Origin of the sequence: Gardnerella sp. KA00288 (assembly GCF_049244085.1) — a bacterium.
GTDB classification, from domain to species: Bacteria; Actinomycetota; Actinomycetes; order Actinomycetales; family Bifidobacteriaceae; genus Bifidobacterium; species Bifidobacterium greenwoodii.
This window is the reverse complement of the sequence record NZ_CP058373.1, coordinates 150,498-172,655: the sequence shown is the minus strand read 5'-3', so window position 1 is coordinate 172,655 and position 22,158 is coordinate 150,498. Positions and strand designations below refer to the sequence as shown.

The window sequence follows — 22,158 nt, the reverse complement described above, 5'->3', positions numbered from 1 at the left end:
GCGTTATGCGACCTTCGTGCAGTTGGCATACTGCGTTACGGTCTTTGGTTGGTGATTATGAGACCTCCGCGCAGTAGTCGTTCTGCGCGAGGGTCTCATGACTGTTATTTTCTCAGTTCGTTAACTGAGTTAGTAACGGTGTTTGAGTGATTACCGTTATTTTCTCAGTTCGTTAACTGAGTTAGTAACAGTGTTTTGCCAATTATCGTTACTTTCTCAGTTCGTTAACTGAGTTAGTAACGGTGTTTGAGTGATTACCGTTATTTTCTCAGTTCGTTAACTGAGTTAGTAACGGTGCTGAAACTTTGCGAATACTTGCGAAGGATAAAAAGAAGCCCGGCGGGAGGAAACCCGCCGGGGCAGAGAGAAAGAGAGAAGAAGGTTTCAATTATGGGGTTCGCGAACGAACCTCGCTAATGGCGAACCATTAACATATGTTAGTATAGCTAAACTTTCGTCCAAAGAAAAGAGTTTTTCCTTAAAATTTCCTTAAAATATTTTTTATTAAGAAAACTTGCTATATTTTTTGTTATTTTATAACGATTTACCTAAAATTTTCAACCTATTCGCCGCTATTTTCCAAAGATTTTTTTGCAGCAGCAAGTCTTTCTGCTTCAACACGCTGACGCTCTGCCAATGCAGAAGCAAAACGTTCAAGCTCCTCATCAACCGCTTCCTTCGGAATCTTAGCAAAAATAGGAGTTGGCTTAGGAACAGGCGTTCCCGCAACCAATTCCTCACTCTCCCACGGATGTACAGTTTCACCCAAACGATAATCACCCGTAATAATCGGATACTTAAAGTCCGGATTATCCAAATCTTCAACTTCCTCAATATGAGGCAACGGTGAGAACACGCCAGTGCCACCAAGAGCTTCCCAAACCTTTTGCGCTGCATGAGGCAAGAACGGAGCAAGAAGATGATTAGCATCCGAAACAGCCTGCGCAGCCACGTGCAATACGGTTCCGAGACGAGCTTCGTCATCCTTAATCTTCCACGGCTCAGTTGCGGAAATATATTTATTAATATCCGCAACCACTCGCATCGCTTCCGTAAGAGCATTCTTTTGACGATGACGCTCAATCAAACTACCAACCAAAGCAAACGCATCAGAAGTTTGATCAAGCAAAGCGCGATCCATTGAAGTCATAGAATCTTCGTCCAAAGGAGGAATCTCGCCAAAATTCTTATTGATAAGATTTGCCACACGGTTAACAAGATTGCCCCAACTTGCAGCAAGCTCTTCGTTATTATGACGAGCAAACTCAGCCCAAGTAAAATCGGCGTCAGAATTTTCTGGACCTGCAATAGAAATGTAGTATCGCACAGCATCCACAGGGTAACGAGCCAAAATATCCTTCACGTAAATAACAATTCCGCGCGAAGAGCTGAACTTCTTGCCTTCCATAGTCATAAACTCAGAAGCAACAACCTGCTCAGGCATATTAAGCGGTCCGTAAACACCAGCTTCGCCGCCCTTTGATCCAGATCCGTTATATGCAAGCATTTCCGAAGGCCAGATTTGAGAGTGGAAAGTAATATTATCCTTACCCATAAAGTAGTAGCCAGGAGACTTAGGATCACACCACCAGTCTCGCCAAGCATCCGGCTTACCCTGCCTGCGCGCCCACTCAATAGAGGCAGACAAGTAGCCAATAACGGCGTCAAACCACACGTACAAGCGCTTATTCGGATTATCAATCCAACCTTCAACAGGAACCGGAATACCCCAATCAATATCGCGCGTAATAGCTCGCGGCTTTACTTCCTTAAATAAGCCAAGCGAGAAGTTAATAACGTTAGTGCGCCAACCTTCGCGCGAATGAAGCCAATTAACATTCGCTTCAGCCAAAGCAGGCAAATCCAAGAAGTAGTGTTCAGTTTCTTCAAAGCGAGGAGTTTCGCCATTGATTTTAGAAACAGGATTGATAAGCTCATCCGGATCAAGCTCGTTTCCACAAGCATCGCACTGGTCGCCGCGAGCGCCGTCCGCACCACACAATGGACAGGTGCCCTCAATATAACGATCCGGCAAAGTACGGCCGGTAGAAGGCGAAATTGCAACCTTCTGCGTACCTTTATAAATATAACCATTCTTTAAGCACTGGCGGAACATCTCCTGAACCACATGCTCATGGTTTGCGGTTGTTGTGCGCGTAAATAAATCGTAGCTTAAACCTAAATCGCATAAATCCTTAGTAATTACGCGATTGTAGCGGTTTGCAAGCTCTTGCGCGCTCACGCCTTCTTTATCTGCCTCAACCAAAATAGGCGTGCCGTGTTCATCAGTTCCAGAAACCATCAACACGTCATTGCCCTTCATGCGCTCGTAACGCGCGTACACGTCTGAAGGAACACCAAATCCAGCAACGTGACCAATATGACGAGGGCCATTAGCGTAAGGCCATGCAACATTCACCAAAATATGACTCATAGGCAAATATTATCTTGTTCAGCGCGGACAGTTCTAGACGAATATCAAAGAAAAATTTAGAGAAAAGCGCAGAAAATAGCGCAAAAATGGCGTAAAAATAGCAGATTCTTACGAATATTCTAATTGTGAATATGTGCAAAACTTTTAGCTAATACGAATTATATGCACTTAAAAACAATAGCGATTCAATATTGATTAAGTATCTATTCAAATAGCAATTCACATATCCACAATTTATTTATTTAATCTTATTTACCTCTAAAAATTTTCATAATCTCAATTCTTAAATCAATAGAAAGAGAGGAAGAATATGATTGATCAACAAATGGCATATACGATTTGGAAAATCGGCAAAATAGACAACGAGGAATTCCCGCCTCTTCTTGACAACAACCATTTACCTGGGCCAATGTGCATGAAAAAGCTTTCTAAATTTGGAATATTTAACCGCTTAACATCTAATACCGGCTACTCGCACAAAACGGCTATTTCTATGTGCGGAAGAAGCAATATAGTAAACGATTTAATACCTTCGGAAAGCGTTGCTTGCTTATTTACAGCTGCATGGGTGTGGCTTGGTGGAAATTTTCCTGAAAATATAGATGTTATTGATTACGGTCATTATAGAAGGAAACCACACGGTCACACAATTCGATCATTTCGTAGGAAATTAAACGAAAAAGACTATGTTACTCTTGGAAAAACTCGCATAACAACTCCGGAGCGAACAATATGCGATTTAGCATATACGCAAGGAGATAGTGAAAATTACGAGTTATACAGAAAAAGCATTGCAAACTTACTAATATCTCACTATCGCGTAGATTTGCACGAGTGCAGACGTATTATTGACAGCAATCCTTATTTTCCAGGCTCTGTGCGCGCAAGAACTTGGCTGAATGATATTGCGAATGAAATAAGGAAACCATGGAAATGAAATTCAACTCATTCGCGAAGGAGCATGCAAGCTTTCCTCCTAAGCCGCCAATACTCCTTACGCCTGTTGTTGCAAGCGACCCCTCAACAAATCCGGAAATCTTGTGGCATATTGCAAAACATATACCCGAATTGCGTAAATGGGTTATTGCAAATCCTTCTGCAGACGCTCATCTTTTAGAATACATTTCTCAACAGGGCGGACCGGATGTTCGTCACAGTTTTGAAGTGTTATTTGCGGCTTATGACAGCGACATATGACAGCGACATATAGCACTACTTATGTAAGTTTACGGCGCTTTTATGGCAAAGTTTTTAGGATTTATGAAAATTTATACGAAAATTTTCTACTCCGCCTCACCTTTTTGCTTAAGGCATGCTGCGTAAACTTGCTTACGATTTGCAAAAGAACCATCTAAAAGCGGATGCTCTTTTACTACTTTCGTAATCGCTTCTTTAATGCGCAAACCTTCCTTTTCTGCGCAATCAGCCGCAAGCTCAGCAAGAGCATCTACGCTTAAATCTTGACTTTCTGCTCTAACTTCATCATCGTTAGCGCCCCCAATAACCAGCACAATTTCGCCACGAGGAGGATCTGCCATCACGCCGTCGTAAATACTTTGCACATTTCCGCGGCGAATTTCCTCAAAATCTTTAGTAAGCTCGCGGCACAATGCCATTGGCCTATTAGGGCCAAGAACGGCTAATAAATCTTGCATAGCTTCTGCAATTCGGTGCGGAGCTTCATAAAACACGATTGTTCTGCGCTCTGCTTTAAGCGAACGCAAATGCTGCTGACGCTCACCCGACTTTCTTGGCAAAAAACCTTCGTAGCAAAAACGGTCTGTTGGCAAGCCAGAAAGCGCAAGCGCGTCAAGAACCGCACTAGGGCCTGGAGCGCATGTAACAGGAAGCTCACGTTCAATAGCCCGTCGAACAATTGCTAAACCTGGGTCGTTAATAGTTGGCATTCCGGCATCTGAAACCACAAGAACCTTAGCGCCCTGCTCTACTTCATCCAGCAAACCATCCGCCTTATTTCGCTCATTGTGATCGTGATACGCAATAACGCGCCCAGAAACATGAACCCCAAGTCGATTCGCCAAATCGTAAAGCCTACGCGTATCTTCAGCTGCCACAATATCTGCAGTTTCGAGGAGATTTATTAGCCTAGAAGAAGCGTCACCCATATTGCCGATTGGCGTTGCGGCAAGAAAAACCTTGCCGCAACTACTACCAATAGGCGATTCTGCGAGAACGACTTTGCTACGTAAATTACGATTTCCTGAAGTATTATTTTTAATTTCTTCAGATTCGATCTCGCTCATTTTTACTCCTTGCCAATTCACACAATTTTTGGCATTGGTGTTGTAAGAGATGCAGTAAGGTTTACTTGCACAACTCCAGCACCAGCGTGAACTTCCACCTTCTTTAAGGTAACTGTGCGCTCCCCAGCAGGCTTGCGATCGTCATCCGTCATGGTTGCAGGAGACTTAACTGCCACCAACGCAAGGCTGTTGAAATCAACACCTGCATTTGCGCACAAATCTTGCGCTGCAGACAGAGAATCAACAAAGCCATCTTTTTCAATAATGCGATTAGCTGGAACACCGTAAGCTTCTTCACACAGCAGCTTAATTCGATTCATAAGAGTGTTGCCGCGCCTGGATTCAGGAGCATACGCTTTAGTATCTGCACTAATTACAGACACAAAATCGTCAAGCTGATCTGCCAAACCATCGCCGCCGTCGCGGAAAAGATTGCCAACAATCGGCTTCCTAAATCCTAACGTCTTAGCTTGTTCCAACAATTCAGGCACTTTATCATCCTCGCCTTCCCACAAATTAATAAGTGGGAAAGTAGGAATATTAAGAGATTCAAGACGAGCAACATGGAATGGGTATCGCCAAGACAAATCTGGATCGTCGCGCCAAGTTGTTGCGCGAGTTACAACCACAGCTGCAGCAGGCCAAGCCGCGCCAAATTCGCGAGAAGCAATATCAAGCCACTTTTGAGCGCCAGCATCAGTGCCATAACCAGCTTCTACAACAACAACATCATGCTCAGCGCAAGCCATTTCAACACTTACCAAGCTTGGAATGCCAAGCGAAACGTTTGCGAATGGGCCGCAATGCACATAAATCGGCGAACCGTTAATAGTTTCTGTTTTTGCAGGCTTCACAGCATCGGTAAGAATATTGGTAATTCGCCACAAATCAACGAAATCACCAAACTTACGAGGAACACCATCCTTCGTGCCAGCAATCATTGAAGCAACGCGCTCGGAAATCTCATCCATGCTGCGCGAAAGAACAACAATTTGCATAAGCTCGCATGTTGGCGTCAAAACAACTCGCTCAGGAACAGTGCCCTTGCCATAATCAACAGCAATGCTGCGAAGTGAACGAGATGGAACTTCACTTACGCGAGGAACCAAAATCGTATCAAGCACGCCTTCATCAACTGCTTTTTCTGCAAACGACACAAGCAAATTCTGCGCGCAAGCAATAGCAGCCATCTCACCACACAAGCCCCAATCAATAAGCTCAGGATGAGAAAGCGAAGACTTACCGCCGCCGCTTGCGCCGCCTTTAGAGCCGGCTGCAGTAATGCCCATGCTTGGCTGACGAAGAACGGCAGCAGCATCAACACCGCGCTCGCGCAAGGCATCGACTAAAGCAATCGTAGTGGTTGTTTTACCTTCACCACGAGATGCTTTTAGCGGAGTGTCTGCAGTAACAAGAAGCACTTTTCCATGCTTGCGAGGCTGATCAGGATTCTGCTTTAAATAGTCCAAATACCCGAAGGCATCAATCTTTTTAACCAAGCCGAATGTTGTTGTGTATTTATCAATAATGCTCATGTTCCCCACTTTCATAGGCATAATGCATAAATGCATATTTTATATAATTTAATGATCAGAACGGTTAAAGCCATTCTTCATACGCATACTTGTAATGTAAAGAACATTATCAAGCAACGCGTCTGTTTCCTTCTTCAACCTTTCTGCCATGCCGTCATTCGCGTTAGCCAAAGCCTCACGCACTTTTTCGTCGCGAAGAGCGGCAATAATTTCTTCCGGATTTCGCACAACATCGCCGCAATAACCGTCTTCATCGCATTCACGCCCTGGCTCGTAATCGCTTAAAGAAACACCAAGCAAATCAGCAATTTCTTTATCTGTGCGCTTAACCATTGCATGTCCAAGAGAGCCAACAGTTTCCTGGTAACGCTCAATCGTATTAGCTGTATCGTTAAACGCAGCATCGGCAAGAGCTGCAATAATGCGATTTTCCCAATAGAAGTTTTCGCTTGTTACGCGAGTAGTTGTATCTTCCAAATATTTTGGAGTGCGATTTACATTCGGATAGAACGGCACCAAAGCGTTGAAAGGATTAGAACCGTAAGTAATCCACTGAATTGTACGCATTTCTTCCGGCATGTAAGGGCGGATTTGCATTACAGCAAGCTCGCTTTGACGGTTAATTCCAATTGGGCGCAACATGTGGCGAGTGTACTCGTTACCAAGCTTGCCGTAAGGATCATATTCAGTGCCCTGATAATGCGAGCTCAAAACGTACTTAACGTCCTCAATTGTTACCTTGCGTTCTGGCTGACGCGCCCAAGGAATGTCGTTGCTGTCCGGACGATGGTCCGCATCTTTACCATCCCACACTTCGTCATACGGATTCAAGAAGCGCTCCATGAACCACGCGCGAGGCGTGTTATAAACATGATCGGAATCCGAATGAGAGCCAAAAGCATCGCGAGGATTGAAAGGAGAAGCGTTTTCAACCGACAAATCCAAGTGATTTTCTTTAATAAATTCAAGCAAATCAGCCGAGCACATGTGCTCTTCTTGCTCACCAAAAGCGTCATCCAAATCAAACTCGTCAATACCAAGCTGGTTTGGCATAACAACATAAGCTTCATCCGGCACGCGCTTAGCAATCCAATGATGGCCGCCAACAGTTTCAAGCCACCAAATCTCGTTTACGTCCGAAAATGCAACGCCGTTCATTTCGTAAGTGCCGTACTTTTCAAGCAACGCACCCAAACGCTCAACCCCTTCGCGAGCGCTACGAATATAAGGCAAAACAATCGTCAGGAAGTCTTCTTCGCCAATTCCACCAGGCACTTCCGGCTTATAATCAGCATCTCCAACTTTGCCCTGTGCTTTTTGAAGCTCAACCATTGGATCTGCTCCAAGCACGCGCTCGTTGGACGTAAGCGTTTCGGTTGCGCTCATTGCAACGTTTGCTTCGTTTACGCCGGCCTCTCCCCAAATTCCTTCGCGCAAATCAGCGTTTGGCACGCTTGTGTATTGCATTGGATTGTCTGGAAGTTCAACCGTCACGTGGCTAAGAACAGACTTATAAACGCGAGGCTGATCTTCTGGCTTTACTACTACTAAGCGCTTTGGATTAAATTCGCCATTTGCGGAGTCTTCGTTACGCGCAATAAGCGTAGATCCGTCGTAGCTTGCGCCGCGTCCGACGAGAATTGTTGTGCATGCCATTTGCAGCCCCCATTGTGAGTTTCAATATTTTACTAATTTTTTATTCCTGATTGATTCTATCGCTAGTTACTTAAATTAGGCGCGCCCAGTAAAGAACATTCCGCCCACATCTACGCCGCTAGTACAGTTACGAATTTCGCGCAACAATTCATTCATGTAGAAGCCTTGTTTAAGATTTGGCAAAGGTTGTTCCGTGCCAAAAACTTCAAGCATGTATTCGTGATCTTTATCCGGAGGCTGCGGGCCGTTGTAACGCATAGTAATTGCTGAGTCTTCACAACCAACGAATCTGCTTGCTTGTGAATTGCGTCCTTGAACTGCTTCCGGAATCATCGATGGCATTTTGCGCGAAAAATCTTCCGGAATTTGCAAAGCATGAGAATCGTTAAAATCAAACATTAACGCATCTACTGGCACGTTTGCAGCCGTCCAATGAATCCATTCAAAACCGCATACCGGTATTGCGTCATCGTCAACAAGTCGCCAATGCAAGTAGTGCACAAAAGATGGCATATTGTCAATGTAAAACGGGAATGAAACTACTGGAACTCCGTTAATTTTATTCTGCGACGGTGCAGCTTTAGAATAATCGTCCGGAATAATAGTGAAATCTGTAGAAATATTCATAATTCAAGTATCTACTATTACACAACACTAATCAACTGCGTTAATAAATTACCTATTTGCAAACTATTCTCTTTACGTGCGTTGAGCACTGTTACTAACTCAGTCAGCCAACTGAGATATTAACAGTGTTGCAGCTTGTCCTATGACTTTGAAGATTAATTAGATTAACGAGATTAATAAAAACGTGCGCCCAGCTGTAAAAGAACTGGGCGCACTAATTTAGAAAATGGAGATTTTATACTCGATTTTTACTTTGCTGCAGCCTCCTTATTAGCAGCCATAGCAGCCTTCTTGGCAGCACGCTCTTGTTCCTTAATGCTTTCAATGAACTCAGCATGCTTTACTGCAGGAAGCCAGCCGGTGTTAACAACCTTAACCTGCCATACCCAAGCCAAAGCAAAGATTATAACTGCAAAAACAATCAAGCTTACAGCACCAACGCCTGCACCAAGGTGAGCGAAGTTACCAACAACGGTACCAACCCAACCAAAGTCAGCATCGCCGAAGGTGGAGTTTGCCAAACCGAAGGAACCCATAACCGTAAGCAATACTGCTGGGAGGAATGTAATAATCAAGCCGTTGATGAAGCCACCGAGAATAGCACCACGACGACCGCCGGTTGCGTTACCGAATACGCCAGCGCCGCCACCGTCGAAGAAGTGAGGAACCATGCCAGGAAGAATCAAGGCCAAGCCCCAGGCCGGTCCCATCCACACTGCAATAATACCAAGAGCTACAAGGCCACCAACGAAGGAAGCCAAGAAGCCAATGAGGGAAGCGTTAGCACCGTATGGGAACACGATTGGAATATCCAATGCTGGGCGTGCGCCTGGAACAACCTTGTTAGCAATGCCCTGGAATGCAGGAACCAATTCGCCCAAGATAATACGAACGCCGTAGAGGATTACGCTAACGCCAATGCCGAACTGCAAAGCCTGAGCAAAAGCAGCCATGTAGAATGCGCTGTAATCAGCAGGATGAGATGCGAAAATCTTGAAGAGTTCCTTTGCTGGCAACACAATAGAAGCCCATACTGCAAACACAAGATAAAGCACAACCATCAACAAAGTGGTGGAAACCATGGAATCGCGCAAGAAGCTCAAGCCCTTAGGGAAGTTGATGTCTTCAGTAGACTTTGACTTCTTACCAACAGCAGCGCCAACAGCACCAGAAACAATGTAGCTTAAGGAGTTGAAGTGGCCGATTGAAAGCTTATCGCTTCCGGTAATGCGGTTCATGAATGGCTGAGCAAAAGCTGGCAAAACAACCATAACAGTAGCCATAATAATGGAGCCAACAATAACAATAAGAAGCTGGTTGCCTGCACCAAAGCCTACAGAAAGCACCAAAGCCAAAAGCATAGACATGAACACCATGTGGTGACCAGTTAAGAAGATGTACTTCAGTGGAGTAAAGCGAGCAGCAAGAAGCATAAGAACGAAGCTAAGCACAATAATGTATGCAGAGGTAGCACCATACTGTCCTGCAGCCTGAGCTGTAATAACCTCGTTTGTAGGCACAACGCCGTGTGCGCCAGTAGACTTCAAAACTAAGTCACCAAATGGAGCAAGAGCGCCAACAACAACGCCAGCACCTGCGCCCAAAATGAGGTAACCCATAGCAGCCTTTAAGCCGCCTGCAATAACTTGTCCTGCACTACGCTTGAGTGCAATAAGACCGATTGCTGCAATAATACCAATCAAATAAGCCGGCACATTCAAAATCTGCTGACTTATGAAATTTAAAACCTGAACTACAATGTTCATTTTTATTTCCTTCTTTTTTATTTCCTAGGGAAAAGCAAATACTATGAGTAATTACTATACGTAACGCTCAAGTACGCTCTTCACCTCTTCAACATCCATGAAATTTTCAATTGTTTCCACAGGAGTGGTAGTGCCCTCAAGCTCTGGAGCAAGCTGAGGAGATGTGAGAACGAGATCGTTCATATTAGCGGTACCTTTTGCACTTCCAGCATCGGAAGTAGTAACCGTAACATCAAGACCAAGGTCTGCTGCTGCAGCCTCAACATTGATTTTGAGCAGTACAGACGTGCCAATGCCGTTTCCGCATACGCACAGAATATTCATAATAGCCTCTTTCGTTGAGTTATCATTTTTGATTTTACAAAATTAGTTTATGATTTAATATCTAACTTTTAAGAATCGCGCGAATTTCTTCAGCATTTTTTGCTTGCGCAAGTTCTTTAGTTTTTACAGGATTAGACAAAGCTGCAGCAACTGCGGCCATAACCCCAATATGCTCGCTTTCATCGTGACCTGCAAGACCAATAACTAAAGAAACCGGATCGTTAGCAGCATTGCCAAATTCAACAGGCGTGCTTAAACGAACCCAGCTTAAACCACTTTTAAGAACCGCTGCAGATGGCCTTGAATGAGCCAAAGCCAAGCCTGGAGCAATAACAATATATGGCCCCATTTTCTCAACGGTTGCAATCATTTGATCCGTGTATTCGTCAGTGGTAAAGCCAGCTTCTCGCAAAGCATCGCCCGCAAGACGAATCGCATCGCGCCAATCCTTAGCCGCAATATCAAGATTAACTGCAGCGTCCGGAAGAAGCTCGTCAATATCAGCGCTCATATTTTCTCTTTTCTGATTATTTTTAATTTTTACTATTTTTTAAATTTTGTAATTATTAAATTTTGATTATTCCTGCATAATCGAACGGTAGAACTTTCCAGATAAAGCCTCTTGAGCTTTAACTTTTGCTTCATCAAATGTAGTCTGAGCAAGTTCTGCACGAACATCGTCCAAAGCAACTGGAGTCATAGAAAGCGAGTTAATACCAAGACCAGTAAGAACAACCGCCAAGTCTGGATCCGCCGCAGCTTCTCCACAAACTCCAACTGGCATACCATGAGCGTTACCAGCGTCCGCAATCATTTTGATTGCGCGCAACACAGCAGGATGCCAAGCAGTTTGGTAATTAGAAACAGATCCAAGCGTTCGATCAGCCGCAAGAGTGTATTGCGTCAAATCATTCGTTCCAATAGAAACAAAATCAGCAACTTGAGCAACTTCTTCGGCAACCAAAGCAATAGAAGGAACTTCAGCCATAATGCCAACCTTCTTAAGACCTTTAGCTTTACCAAGCTTTACAAAATACGCTGCTTCACGCTCGTCTGAAACCATTGGAGCCATTACCCACAAATCGGCATTAGTGACAGCATCAGCGCGAGCCAAGGCCTGCAACTGTCCGTCTAAAACATCCATATGCTGCCTTAAAGTACGCAAACCACGAAGACCCAAAGCAGGATTTGGTTCATCTTCTGGAGTCAGGAATGGCAACGGCTTATCTGCTCCAGCGTCAAGCAGACGAATAACAACTTTTTTGCCATCAAATTGAGATAGCAGCTTTGTGTAGGCTTCTGTTTGCTCTTCTACACTAGGAGGCTGCTCGTTACCGATAAACAGAAATTCTGTGCGGAACAAGCCGACACCTTCAGCACCATATTCATGCGCAATTTGAGCATCCGATGGCTTGCCAACATTTGCCAAAAGCGGAATCAAATGACCATCTTTAGTGCTTCCAGGCATTCCACGCAATTCTCGCGCACGATCTGCACGCTCACGAGATTCACGCACGCGAGCAATCTCTTCTTCCGAAGGTTCACTCACAACAGTTCCGCGTACAGCATCTACCACAACCATCTGATGGTTCTTTAGCTGAGTTGCATCTCGCGCGCCAACGACAGCAACAATTCCGCGAGCGCGCGCAAGAATAGCCGTGTGGCTTGTAGGGCCGCCGTCGATTGTAACAATTGCCTGAACCTTGCTTAAATCAAGCGAAGCAGTATCGGCAGGAGAAAGATCCCTAGCAACCAACACAAAAGGAGAATCGCTTTCTGGCACTCCAGGCGCTTCGACACCAAGCAAGGACGCAATAACGCGCTGGCCAACATCGTGCAAATCTCCCGCACGCTCAGCCATATAGCCGCCAAGATTGCGCAGCATATCTTCAAACTGCGCAAATCCTTCCCAAGTAGCGCGTTCAGCTGTTTTTCCAGCAGAAATTCCAGCTTCAATCGCACTTATTAATGCTGGATCCGACGCCATTTGCGCAAGAGCCTGCATAATTGGTGCTGCTTTTTTAGTTCCTTCATCCGCTGCTTTAAGAGCAGCTTCCGCACGCTGTTGCAAGTCTTTGTTTACTGCATTTAGAGCGTTTTGTACTGAAATCTTGGCATCTTCAATTGATATTGCCGTAGGGCGAGCCACGTCTTGTGGCTCTCGCAAAGCAGGTGCCATACACAATACTTCACCAGACGCCATTGAACGACCAATACCAACACCAGTGATTACCATACTTAAACCCTCCTTTAGGTTTAGACGCTTTACCACAGCTGCAACGCCGCAGAAGCATTTCTTGTAGGTAAACGTTTCTTACTATTGAAACTATACACCATTAAAAACGTTGTTACAACAAGTGAAAACGTTTTCTGTATTTTTCAGTTAATTGTGTTACACTTAACATTAAAAATAGCAACAAAAAACCTTAAGAAAAAAACTTTGCTTTTATACGAAAGTAAGATAAAAGTAGAAATTATTAATTTTTATTCAAAGGAGAAAAAATGTCAGTCGCAACTCGCACCGTTACCATTGAAGACCCTGTTGGCATTCACGCTCGCCCAGCATCTGAATTTTCTCAAGCAGCAATGGCATCAAATTGCACTGTAACAATTGCAAAAGGCGAAGGCGCTCCAGTAAGCGCAAACAGCATTCTTTCAATTATGGGCTTGGGAATTACCAAGGGTGATTCAATCACAATTACAGTCGATGGCGAAGATGCTGAAAATGTAGCAGCTAAGCTTGTAGAAGTAGTCACGAAAGGCGAATAATATAAATAAATAAGCAAATAAACAATATTTACTTTTAATATTCACTTTGCGGTGCTGTTTACCAATAACTACAGCACCGCACTCATTCGGAGGCACATATGGCAAATCAAACAAATCAAAATGCCTCCATTACTCATGTAGCGGCGCTCGCAAAAGTTTCAATCGCAACAGTATCCCGCGTACTTTCTGGCCGTCGAGCAAAAGATGACGATATTGCAAAACGAGTTAGAAAAGCTGCAGAACAGCTTAATTATTCAGTAAATTATGCAGCAAGCGCATTAAGAAGCGACACGACTAACACAATAGGCGTAGTAATGAGCACAAGCAACGTAGACGATTCGTTCAACGTAAACATGCTTTCCGCCCTTGACGAGGCAGCTCAGACAATAGACAAAATACTTCTTGTTGGAACAGGAAAAGATGCCGAAACACAAGAAGAGCGCATTGGGGAACTTATTGAGCACAATGTTGACAGTCTTATTGTGATACAGTCTAACAATATTGATTTAACAAAAATACTTGAAAACTACGTAAATAATCTTCCAATTGTGCAAATCGGCGGCACTGCAACTTCGTTCCACATTAACTGGGTTGGCATGGATCAAGAATCCATGATGGAAGCTGCTTTAATACATCTTTCACACCACGACGCGCACAATATTGCTTATTTAAGCGGAAATGTTGACTCCACACAAAACGCAAACTTATTCGCTAATTTCCAGACTGCCGCAAGCCGATTAAGTCTACTTCCTGAGCCAGATTGGACGACTTTTGGCGAGCTTACTTATCAGCGTGGATTTAAGGATACTATGAGGCTCTTTTCCACTTCTGCAGCTAAGCAATCACGCAGACCAGACGCTATTATTTGCGCAAACGACGCCGTGGCAATGGGAGCTCTTTTGGCTTTAGATGAGCTTTCTTTAAAAGTTCCGCAAGATGTGCGCGTAATAGGTTACGGAGATAGCAGGCAGGCAAAAATATCTGAGCCTAAGCTTTCTTCAATCAGGCCTCCATACCAGCAGATTGCGCGCGAAGCTATTCGCTTAGCCACTGTTGATAAGTCCGAACAACATTGGCTTCCAGCACACATGGAGTTTAGGCCAGAAATTATGCGCCGTGAATCAACTAACGCGCCGAGAATAGGCACAAGCGATATGTCACTTCCGTGGCGAATATAGCAAAACTCTACGTTACTTTTCTACAAAAGCGAGCAAAATAGAGCTTCAAAAACAAGAGTTGCGTTACCATTCCTAGCCAAGCGCTTACGAGCTGTAGCAATGTTGTCAACAAAATCAAGCGCCTGCTTCGCCGTTAGTCTTTTAGCAAGTCCCACAATTCCAGACTTGTATTCTTGATTTATTATTGGCGAAGAACCCTGCGCATTGTTAAGTATGACTAGAACGTCTCGATACACGCTGCTAATTGCGTCTAAAGAACGACCCAATACGTCGCGACTTACACGAGTAACTTTGCGCTTTACCTCATCTTTTTTACCAATTGCGTTATAAGCTGTGCGCAATTTTGGCGCAATACGATCGCCTTCTTTTAAGCCGTTAATTCTTAAAAATTCTTTCTGCTGAGCTTCAACATTTCGCTGAACTTCATCTTCTGCTTGAGCTTTTGCGTCTTCAATAAGCATTGCAGCAAGCATAATTGCGTCAGCAGCATCATGCATGCGAAGCAACCCTGCAACTAACTCATCTCGCCTACTTAAAGCACGCTCGTCGCTTGCGTAAATCAACGCGGTTTCTATATTTCCTTGAGAAAGTCTAGCTGCGCGACTTGCTAGCTTATTATCCGCATCCGTTTTTTTAATAAGATATTCTGCTACAGACTGCTCATCCGGCATGGCTAATTGCACAAGTTGTGTGCGCGAACGAATTGTTGGGAGCACATCTTTAGCGCTTGAAGCACAAAGAATCCAAATAGTGTGATTGCTAGGCTCTTCAATCTCTTTAAGAAGAACGTTTGTGCTGCGTTCCAACATTCTGTCAACGTCTTCAATAATTATTATTCGCCACGGAGCAGTGCTAGGCATTTGCTCTGAAATTCCAATAACTTCACGAACATCGTCAATACTGAGAGTAACACCTTCGGTTGCAAGCGTATGAACATCCGGATGCGAGCCCGCTAAAACTTCTTTGGCAGTTTTACTAAGCTTTTCTTCCCCATTAATATTTCGATTTGCGCCTAAACAATCCGGGCTTTCGAGAGCAGCAGCAAAAGCGCGCGCAACTTGTACACTACCGAAGCCGGCAGCTCCGCAAATTAGCCAAGATTGGGCTATTTTACTGGCGTCCGCGCAAGCAACTTTTTGCAAACGCTTAATCACCTGCTCTTGACCAACTACATTATCCCAAACGCTCACTGCTTCACCCCCCTAAATTTCGATTTGCCGCATTTTATTTAGATTCAATTTGCGCAATTAAATTATTCACATCGCTAGAAATTAGTTCCGCTAAGGATTGTGCAGAACATGTTGCGTCTAATACACGATACCTATTTGCAGATTCTTGCGCTAAATCCAAAAAAGATTCTCGAGTGCGACGCTGGAAATCAATTCCGGCTGATTCCATTCGATCCTGCTCACGATGCAAACGCTCAAAAGCTGCTTCTGGCTGCATGTCTAGCAAATAAGTGCGATTAGGCCACAGAGAGTCAGTTGCCCACTCGCTTAAAGTTCGCACATCATCCATAGTCAGTTCGCGGCCGCCTGCCTGGTAAGCAAGAGAAGAATCAATGTAACGATCTGTAATTACTACCGCTCCACGGCTAAGCGCTGGGCGAATCACTTGAGCAACATGCTGAGCACGATCTGCTGCGAACAATAAAGCTTCAGTTCTAGAGGACACATAAGATCCGTGCAACAATATTTCGCGCAAAGACTTTCCAAGATCAGTTCCACCCGGCTCGCGCGTAACTACAACTTCTCGCCCCAAAGATTGCAAATGCTTTTTCAGCGCCTCAACTTGCGTCGTTTTACCAACGCCGTCAATTCCTTCAAAAGAAATAAATAAGCCTTTATTTTCAGCATATTTTTCGCTGTTGCAACCACAGTTTCCTCCGCAAGCGCAACCGCCTGAAAAATCACCATTCTTAGATGCCATATTTTGTGACTCCATATTTTGTGACTCCATACGCAAGGTCTATTTAATCTTTAGATTTCATTCCTATGCTTTTTTAGCGGTAGATTTCTTTGAAGCGGTCTTCTTTGCAGAAGTTTTCTTTGCTGTAGATTTTTTCGCAGTAGACTTCTTTGCGGAAGATTTTGCAGTACTTTTAGCAGCGCTCTTCTTGCGTTTTACAGGCCCTGCAGCGCGCTTTTGAGCCAATAGCGCAAACGCATCCTGAGGATCAATTGATTCAGGCGTGTACTGCTTCGGCAAAGTGCGATTCGTTTCGCCATCAGTAATATAAGCCCCATAGAAGCCATCTTTAATTACAACAGGCTTTCCAGTCTCAGGATCCGCACCGAGCTCGCGAAGAGGAGGCTTAGCAGCACCGCGAGTACGCTTACCGTACTTTGGTTGCGCAAACAAAGCCTTCGCTTCTTCTAAAGTCGTAGTAAAAATAGCGTCTTCACTAGCTAAAGAGCGCGTTTCTGGCTTAGAATCAACTTCAGAATAAGTCTTAGTTAAGTATGGGCCGTAACGTCCGTTGCTTGCCTCAATTCGAGCAAGTTTAACCACACCTTCAGCATCAACTTCTTCATACTCGCCAACCAAACGCGGCAAGTGCAAAAGCTGCAAAGCATCTTGCAAAGTTAAGGTTAAAGGATCCATAGTCTTAAACAAGGATGCCATTTTTGGACGCGACTTAGAAGACTTAGCATCTTCATCATCCTGAGAGTCAACTAAAGCAACGTATGGGCCAAAACGACCATTTCGCACTTCAACAGTGCCACCAGTTTCAGGATCTTTGCCCAACACTCGCGGACCTTCAGCATTGTTATCTAACAATTCTCGCGCAACATCCACGCTAAGCTCATCCGGAGCTAAAGTTTCTGGAAGAGATGCGTGTCGAGGATTACCCTCAGCGTCCAAATGCGTAGTATCTTCCAAATAAGGTCCGTAACGGCCAACGCGAACATGCAAGCCGTCACCAATATTTATAGTGTTGATTTCACGCGCGTCAATTTCGCCAAGTTCCGCAACCTGCTGCTGCAAACCAATATGCGCTTCGTCAGCAGACTTCGCAGAATCATCTCCAGAACCAAAATAGAATCTAGTTAGCCAGTCGCGACCGGTTTCTTCGCCGTGCGCAATCCTGTCCAAACCATTTTCCATATCCGCAGTAAACGCGTAATCAACATACTTTGGGAAGTTAGCTTCCAAAAGCTTGATTACAGCAAACGCAAGCCATGAAGGAATTAAAGCACGTCCACGCTCATACACGTATCCGCGATCAATAATCGTGGAAATAATCGTTGCATAAGTAGAAGGGCGACCAATTTCCTTAGCTTCCAGCGTTTTTACCAAAGAAGCTTCGGTGTATCTTGCAGGAGGCTGAGTTTCGTGAGAATCCGCACTAACACTTTTAGCTTCAAGAACATCACCAGATTGCATTTGAGGAAGCGCTTTTTCGCCTGCGCCATCACTTTCAGCTGCAGATGCGTTAGCAAAAACTTTCATAAAACCAGCAAAAGTAATTACTGTTCCAGAAGCTTGGAACAAAGCTTCACCATATTCGCCAGCAGAAGCGTTTAACTTAACTGTTGCTGTAAAACCAGTAGCATCTTCCATTTGAGACGCAAGAGTTCGCTGCCAAATAAGCGTATACAATTTAAGCTGATCTGCAGGCAATTTATCCGCCAGCTCGTCTGGGCTTAAGAAACGCGCTCCAGCAGGGCGAATACATTCGTGAGCTTCCTGCGCTCCTGCAGACGTAGTTGCGTACTGTTTAGGAGATTTAGAAACATACTCAGCGCCGAACGCTACCCTAGCAGCATTTCGCGCAGCCTCAATAGCCTCTTTAGAAAGCGTTACGGAATCCGTACGCATGTAAGTAATATAGCCGTTTTCGTATAAGGATTGCGCAGCTCGCATAGTTTGACGAGAGCTCATCGACAGGCGGTTTCCAGCAGTTTGCTGCAAAGTTGATGTAGTAAAAGGCGGCAAAGGACGACGGCGGTACGGCTTCGTTTCCATAGAGTCAACTACAAAATCTGAATTTTCAAGAGCTTTAGAAAGCTTGGACGCAAAATCAGCGTCAACGTGCAAAGCTTTCTGAGACTCACCTTTTGCAGCAACAAGCTCGCCTTTTGAATTGAAATCTTTAGAACCAGCCAAACGACGACCAGAAAGCTCGCTCATGCGCGCTTCGAAATCAACGCTTTTACCATCAGAGTCTTTAGAGCTCAAAACAGCACTAATATCCCAGTATGAAGCTTTCCTAAAAGCCATGCGCTCGCGCTCGCGCTCAACAATAAGCCTTGTTGCAACAGACTGCACACGGCCAGCAGAAAGACCTGGACCAACTTTCCTCCAAAGCACAGGAGAAAGCTCGTAACCATACAAACGATCCAGCACACGACGCGTTTCTTGCGCATCAACCATATTGTCGTCAACATTTCGAGTATTACTTAACGAAGCTTGAATAGCATCCTTAGTAATCTCGTGAAAAACCATACGCTTTACTGGCACTTTTGGTTTCAAAGCTTCAACCAAATGCCAAGCAATAGCCTCACCTTCGCGATCCTCATCAGTTGCCAAATACAGCTCGTCGGCTTTGGCGAGCGCAGACTTTAAATCGGCAACTGTTTTCTTTTTATCTGCTCCAACAACATAGTATGGGGCAAAACCATGATCAACATCTACGCCAAACTTACCAAACGCAGCTTTGCGTGAGGCTGGAACTTGGCTTGGTTGAGCGAGGTCGCGAATATGCCCCACTGACGCCATAACAGTGTATCCGTTACCCAAATACCCGCCAATTTTGCGCGCTTTCGTGGGAGACTCCACAATGACTAGCTTATGTTCAGCTGCCATATTCGCTCCTTTCCTAACACAATCAAACATACACGCATTAACTGTATGCTTCGCACTAACTGTATCTCAAGTTACGCTGTACGTCTATTAAATTCCACCTCGGTGGATAAAAGCAGATAGAGTAGACATTTTCATGCAGCAGACGGTGGTGTTGGAGGCGCACCAACTAATCCAAGCCTGCCAAGCGGGGAAGCTGTAGAATGGCGCATTACCATAATCACGCCATAAACAAGCAAAGATGCACCAATAATCAGCCAATATGTTGCAGTATAAGATACAACAGCCGCCCACTGTGCAAAAATATCTACACCTGGCAAAATTTGCCATATTAAATATAGTGAGTAAAGGCAAGCAAGAACACCCAAAGTAATCATAGAACTTCCTACAATTTGCACGCTAATTGAGGATCTTCTATACGCAGGCATGTCCATTCCGCTGCAACGCGTTAAAGCAAGCACAATAAGAGTTACTGCAGCAACTATTAGCAATGAAATAAGCACGTCTGAAGACCTATGCCAATGCCCTGCAACCAGTGAAAGTTGCACCAAAATAGTTATTACAGCGCTCGCAACAGCAACCCATGCACGCCAAACTCTAGAAACAGTGCAAATAAGCAAAGCACAAGCCGCACAAATAAGTAAAGTATGACCAGAAGGTGCTGAGTTTGCCGACAAATATTCAATATTAATAAGCATTGGTCGAGGAAGAATCTTTTTTAAAGGTTCAGCAGCAGCGGCCAAAATAATAATTCCTGCGCACTGCCCAAGCAGCCACCAGCGTTTTCGAACACAAGCTAAAACTAAAGCAACTGCCGCAATAACAACACCAAGAATAATAACAACAAGTGAATTGCAAAGCGGTTTTAAGCAAGCAGATAACCATGCTGGCATTCCTCTAGAACCAAAACCGTCAATTACCATTTCCTCGTAGCTTTGACCAAGTATTGTTTGCACGCTCACAAACCAAACGCCAACTGCAGAAACTAAAAATACGACTGCGAGCGCAACACACCATAATATTGTGGAAACGCGCGGGCGCTTAAGTAGAGGATCAGACTCGTCAACATCGTCTTCTTGTAAGGAAGAATTTTTACTTGATTTTGATTTTGAGTTCGTTTCTACGCCAGTTTCCGCACCAGTTTCTGCAATCTTCTTTGAATCTAATAGCTCGACTTCAGATTCATCGCTACTAGGCACTGCAGAAAAAGCCTTAACTTCTGGCAAGTCTGGAAGCTCTTCAATATCTTTCAAACTATTGGCGTTTAAGCCGTCATTTGTTCCTGTAAATTCTTCGCTCATACTTTAGACTTTACGACAGTCTCTATGACAGCGCGAGTTTTGCGCATAATAAAATTTGAATAAAATAAAACCTCCACGCACCCACCAGAGGCCACTTACCCTTGCTGCATTTCTGCCCTGGGGGGATTGGGTGACGTAGTGCCACGCGGAGGCTCTAACTATATTACACGATTTTCGCTACATGTCGAGTAGTAATAACGAGTAATAGAAAATAAAAGTCAACTAATAGCTACTATTAGCAATAAATCAGGCTCTCCAAACGCTTTTACCGCGCTCTTTTGCTTCTTCAACATCGGCATTAAGCTGCAGCTCATCCGCTTCAACTTCGCCAGCAATATAACGCTCAACTAATTGACGAGCCTCGTTATCTTCATGCTGAACTGCAGGAGACTTCATAAAGTAGGAGCTTGGAGCCAAAATCGGGCCAGAAAGCTTACGATCCAAAGCGATTTTTGCAGCTCGAACAGCATCGATAACAATTCCGGCAGAGTTTGGAGAATCCCAAACTTCAAGCTTGTACTCCAAGTTCAAAGGAACATCACCAAAAGTAGTTCCTTCCAAACGCACGAAAGCAAACTTGCGGTCATCCAACCAAGCAACGTAGTCGGATGGGCCAATATGAACATTATGCTCATCCATTTCGTGAGGAACGATTGAAGTTACTGCGCGAGTCTTAGAAATCTTTTTAGACTCCAGCCTTGAGCGCTGAAGCATGTTCATAAAGTCCATGTTTCCGCCAACATTTAGCTGGTAGGTGCGGTCTAAACGAACACCACGATCTTCAAAAAGTCTAGCCATAACACGGTGAGTAATAGTTGCACCCACCTGGCTTTTAATATCGTCACCAATAATAGGAACTCCAGCATCGCGGAACTTTTGCGCCCACTCAGGATCGGATGCAATAAATACCGGCAAGCAATTTACGAAAGCGCAACCAGCTTCCATTGCAAATGTTGCGTAGGCTTTATCTGCCTCTTCGGAGCCGACTGGCAAATAAGAAACAAGCACATCAACATGCTTATCTCGCAAAACTTGAGCTACGTCAACAGGCTCAGCCTCGGACTCGTCAATCATCTCGCGATAATAATCACCTAAGCCGTCGTAAGTAGGGCCGCGCATAACTTCCACACCCAAATTTGGTACGTCAGCAAAACGAATAGTATTGTTCTGCGAAGCGCCAATTGCTTCGCTTAAATCATGCCCAACTTTTAGAGAATCAACATCGAATGCTGCAACAAACTCAATATCGCGCACACGATACTGTCCAAAAACAGCGTGCATCAACCCTGGAATTTTCTCACCGTCATCAGCGTTTTTGTAATATTCAACGCCCTGAACCAGCGACGAAGCGCAATTACCTACTCCGGCAATGGCAACGCGGATGCTCATATAGACTCCTTGCCTGCAAAAAATCAGCGGCATTACGTTATGCCGCACTCATACACATTTCATAATACTATTTCCATAAGCATTATGTGCAATATGGGAGATTTTCAGT

The 22,158-nt window shown here is 44.5% G+C and carries 18 protein-coding genes and 1 other RNA gene; 4 read left to right on the top strand and 15 right to left on the bottom strand.

All coding sequences use genetic code 11. The features are described from left to right. Nucleotides 1-562 precede the first annotated feature (562 nt). The gene (gene metG, locus HXT52_RS00670; protein WP_421775951.1) at nucleotides 563-2,434 is read right to left on the bottom strand and encodes a methionine--tRNA ligase; all 1,872 of its coding nucleotides are present in this window, start codon (nucleotides 2,432-2,434) and stop codon (nucleotides 563-565) included. Nucleotides 2,435-2,744: 310 nt separating this feature from the next. Between metG and HXT52_RS00665 the strand changes: the two genes are divergently transcribed. Next, the gene (locus tag HXT52_RS00665; RefSeq protein ID WP_004129241.1) at nucleotides 2,745-3,371 is read left to right on the top strand and encodes a hypothetical protein; all 627 of its coding nucleotides are present in this window, start codon (nucleotides 2,745-2,747) and stop codon (nucleotides 3,369-3,371) included. Beyond that, entirely contained in the window at nucleotides 3,362-3,631 is a 270-nt protein-coding gene (locus HXT52_RS00660; RefSeq protein ID WP_421775950.1) for a hypothetical protein, read from the top strand. The genes HXT52_RS00665 and HXT52_RS00660 overlap by 10 nt, the downstream gene beginning before the upstream one ends. Before the next feature lie 86 nt (nucleotides 3,632-3,717). Here the strand turns inward: HXT52_RS00660 and rsmI are convergent, their stop codons facing one another. The 8 genes from rsmI to ptsP all read right to left on the bottom strand — a co-directional run bounded on the left by rsmI (nucleotide 3,718) and on the right by ptsP (nucleotide 12,842). Then, the gene (gene rsmI / locus HXT52_RS00655) at nucleotides 3,718-4,560 is read right to left on the bottom strand and encodes a 16S rRNA (cytidine(1402)-2'-O)-methyltransferase (protein ID WP_421776162.1); all 843 of its coding nucleotides are present in this window, start codon (nucleotides 4,558-4,560) and stop codon (nucleotides 3,718-3,720) included. 155 nt (nucleotides 4,561-4,715) lie between these two features. Beyond that, complete coding sequence (locus HXT52_RS00650; RefSeq protein WP_421775949.1) at nucleotides 4,716-6,233, bottom strand: formate--tetrahydrofolate ligase; 1,518 nt, start codon at nucleotides 6,231-6,233, stop codon at nucleotides 4,716-4,718. 48 nt (nucleotides 6,234-6,281) lie between these two features. After that, on the bottom strand, nucleotides 6,282-7,889 hold the full coding sequence (locus tag HXT52_RS00645; RefSeq protein ID WP_421775948.1) for a C69 family dipeptidase: 1,608 nt from the start codon (nucleotides 7,887-7,889) through the stop codon (nucleotides 6,282-6,284). A 75-nt stretch (nucleotides 7,890-7,964) separates the two neighbouring features. Beyond that, entirely contained in the window at nucleotides 7,965-8,516 is a 552-nt protein-coding gene (locus tag HXT52_RS00640; RefSeq protein ID WP_421775947.1) for a YbhB/YbcL family Raf kinase inhibitor-like protein, read from the bottom strand. A gap of 248 nt (nucleotides 8,517-8,764) precedes the next feature. Then, a complete protein-coding gene (locus HXT52_RS00635; RefSeq protein ID WP_375169253.1) occupies nucleotides 8,765-10,282 on the bottom strand; it encodes a PTS ascorbate transporter subunit IIC in 1,518 nt (505 codons plus the stop codon). 54 nt (nucleotides 10,283-10,336) lie between these two features. Beyond that, nucleotides 10,337-10,606, bottom strand: a complete 270-nt coding sequence (locus HXT52_RS00630; RefSeq protein WP_019260534.1) for a PTS sugar transporter subunit IIB — start codon at nucleotides 10,604-10,606, stop codon at nucleotides 10,337-10,339. A gap of 61 nt (nucleotides 10,607-10,667) precedes the next feature. After that, the gene (locus tag HXT52_RS00625) at nucleotides 10,668-11,117 is read right to left on the bottom strand and encodes a PTS sugar transporter subunit IIA (RefSeq protein ID WP_421775946.1); all 450 of its coding nucleotides are present in this window, start codon (nucleotides 11,115-11,117) and stop codon (nucleotides 10,668-10,670) included. Nucleotides 11,118-11,183: 66 nt separating this feature from the next. After that, on the bottom strand, nucleotides 11,184-12,842 hold the full coding sequence (gene ptsP / locus HXT52_RS00620; protein ID WP_421775945.1) for a phosphoenolpyruvate--protein phosphotransferase: 1,659 nt from the start codon (nucleotides 12,840-12,842) through the stop codon (nucleotides 11,184-11,186). Nucleotides 12,843-13,108: 266 nt separating this feature from the next. Between ptsP and HXT52_RS00615 the strand changes: the two genes are divergently transcribed. Beyond that, entirely contained in the window at nucleotides 13,109-13,375 is a 267-nt protein-coding gene (locus HXT52_RS00615) for an HPr family phosphocarrier protein (protein WP_019260531.1), read from the top strand. Between the two features lie 98 nt (nucleotides 13,376-13,473). Then, nucleotides 13,474-14,553, top strand: coding sequence for a LacI family DNA-binding transcriptional regulator (locus HXT52_RS00610; protein WP_375169251.1), 1,080 nt, complete (start codon nucleotides 13,474-13,476; stop codon nucleotides 14,551-14,553). A 20-nt stretch (nucleotides 14,554-14,573) separates the two neighbouring features. Here HXT52_RS00610 and HXT52_RS00605 read toward each other — a convergent pair whose 3' ends face one another. The 6 genes from HXT52_RS00605 to HXT52_RS00580 all read right to left on the bottom strand — a co-directional run bounded on the left by HXT52_RS00605 (nucleotide 14,574) and on the right by HXT52_RS00580 (nucleotide 22,049). Next, on the bottom strand, nucleotides 14,574-15,743 hold the full coding sequence (locus tag HXT52_RS00605) for a DNA polymerase III subunit delta' (protein ID WP_421775944.1): 1,170 nt from the start codon (nucleotides 15,741-15,743) through the stop codon (nucleotides 14,574-14,576). Nucleotides 15,744-15,777: 34 nt separating this feature from the next. Then, a complete protein-coding gene (gene tmk, locus HXT52_RS00600) occupies nucleotides 15,778-16,482 on the bottom strand; it encodes a dTMP kinase (RefSeq protein ID WP_421775943.1) in 705 nt (234 codons plus the stop codon). A 63-nt stretch (nucleotides 16,483-16,545) separates the two neighbouring features. After that, a complete protein-coding gene (gene topA / locus HXT52_RS00595; RefSeq protein WP_421775942.1) occupies nucleotides 16,546-19,362 on the bottom strand; it encodes a type I DNA topoisomerase in 2,817 nt (938 codons plus the stop codon). A gap of 131 nt (nucleotides 19,363-19,493) precedes the next feature. After that, the gene (locus tag HXT52_RS00590) at nucleotides 19,494-20,660 is read right to left on the bottom strand and encodes a phosphatase PAP2 family protein (protein ID WP_415699341.1); all 1,167 of its coding nucleotides are present in this window, start codon (nucleotides 20,658-20,660) and stop codon (nucleotides 19,494-19,496) included. A 61-nt stretch (nucleotides 20,661-20,721) separates the two neighbouring features. Continuing rightward, nucleotides 20,722-20,818: signal recognition particle sRNA small type (gene ffs, locus HXT52_RS00585), an RNA gene on the bottom strand. An 88-nt stretch (nucleotides 20,819-20,906) separates the two neighbouring features. Then, a complete protein-coding gene (locus tag HXT52_RS00580; RefSeq protein WP_004129278.1) occupies nucleotides 20,907-22,049 on the bottom strand; it encodes an inositol-3-phosphate synthase in 1,143 nt (380 codons plus the stop codon). Between the last annotated feature and the right edge of the window lie 109 nt (nucleotides 22,050-22,158).

What these genes read in the sequence shown, in the direction of transcription:
- HXT52_RS00590 (WP_415699341.1), bottom strand. Translation starts at nt 20,660, where the DNA reads ATGAGCGAAGAATTTACAGGAACAAATGACGGCTTAAACGCCAATAGT.
- HXT52_RS00660 (WP_421775950.1), top strand. Translation starts at nt 3,362, where the DNA reads ATGGAAATGAAATTCAACTCATTCGCGAAGGAGCATGCAAGCTTTCCT.
- HXT52_RS00650 (WP_421775949.1), bottom strand. Translation starts at nt 6,233, where the DNA reads ATGAGCATTATTGATAAATACACAACAACATTCGGCTTGGTTAAAAAG.
- HXT52_RS00630 (WP_019260534.1), bottom strand. Translation starts at nt 10,606, where the DNA reads ATGAATATTCTGTGCGTATGCGGAAACGGCATTGGCACGTCTGTACTG.
- HXT52_RS00625 (WP_421775946.1), bottom strand. Translation starts at nt 11,117, where the DNA reads ATGAGCGCTGATATTGACGAGCTTCTTCCGGACGCTGCAGTTAATCTT.
- HXT52_RS00665 (WP_004129241.1), top strand. Translation starts at nt 2,745, where the DNA reads ATGATTGATCAACAAATGGCATATACGATTTGGAAAATCGGCAAAATA.
- HXT52_RS00635 (WP_375169253.1), bottom strand. Translation starts at nt 10,282, where the DNA reads ATGAACATTGTAGTTCAGGTTTTAAATTTCATAAGTCAGCAGATTTTG.
- HXT52_RS00580 (WP_004129278.1), bottom strand. Translation starts at nt 22,049, where the DNA reads ATGAGCATCCGCGTTGCCATTGCCGGAGTAGGTAATTGCGCTTCGTCG.
- tmk (WP_421775943.1), bottom strand. Translation starts at nt 16,482, where the DNA reads ATGGCATCTAAGAATGGTGATTTTTCAGGCGGTTGCGCTTGCGGAGGA.
- ptsP (WP_421775945.1), bottom strand. Translation starts at nt 12,842, where the DNA reads ATGGTAATCACTGGTGTTGGTATTGGTCGTTCAATGGCGTCTGGTGAA.
- topA (WP_421775942.1), bottom strand. Translation starts at nt 19,362, where the DNA reads ATGGCAGCTGAACATAAGCTAGTCATTGTGGAGTCTCCCACGAAAGCG.
- HXT52_RS00645 (WP_421775948.1), bottom strand. Translation starts at nt 7,889, where the DNA reads ATGGCATGCACAACAATTCTCGTCGGACGCGGCGCAAGCTACGACGGA.
- HXT52_RS00615 (WP_019260531.1), top strand. Translation starts at nt 13,109, where the DNA reads ATGTCAGTCGCAACTCGCACCGTTACCATTGAAGACCCTGTTGGCATT.
- rsmI (WP_421776162.1), bottom strand. Translation starts at nt 4,560, where the DNA reads ATGGGTGACGCTTCTTCTAGGCTAATAAATCTCCTCGAAACTGCAGAT.
- HXT52_RS00610 (WP_375169251.1), top strand. Translation starts at nt 13,474, where the DNA reads ATGGCAAATCAAACAAATCAAAATGCCTCCATTACTCATGTAGCGGCG.
- HXT52_RS00640 (WP_421775947.1), bottom strand. Translation starts at nt 8,516, where the DNA reads ATGAATATTTCTACAGATTTCACTATTATTCCGGACGATTATTCTAAA.
- metG (WP_421775951.1), bottom strand. Translation starts at nt 2,434, where the DNA reads ATGAGTCATATTTTGGTGAATGTTGCATGGCCTTACGCTAATGGCCCT.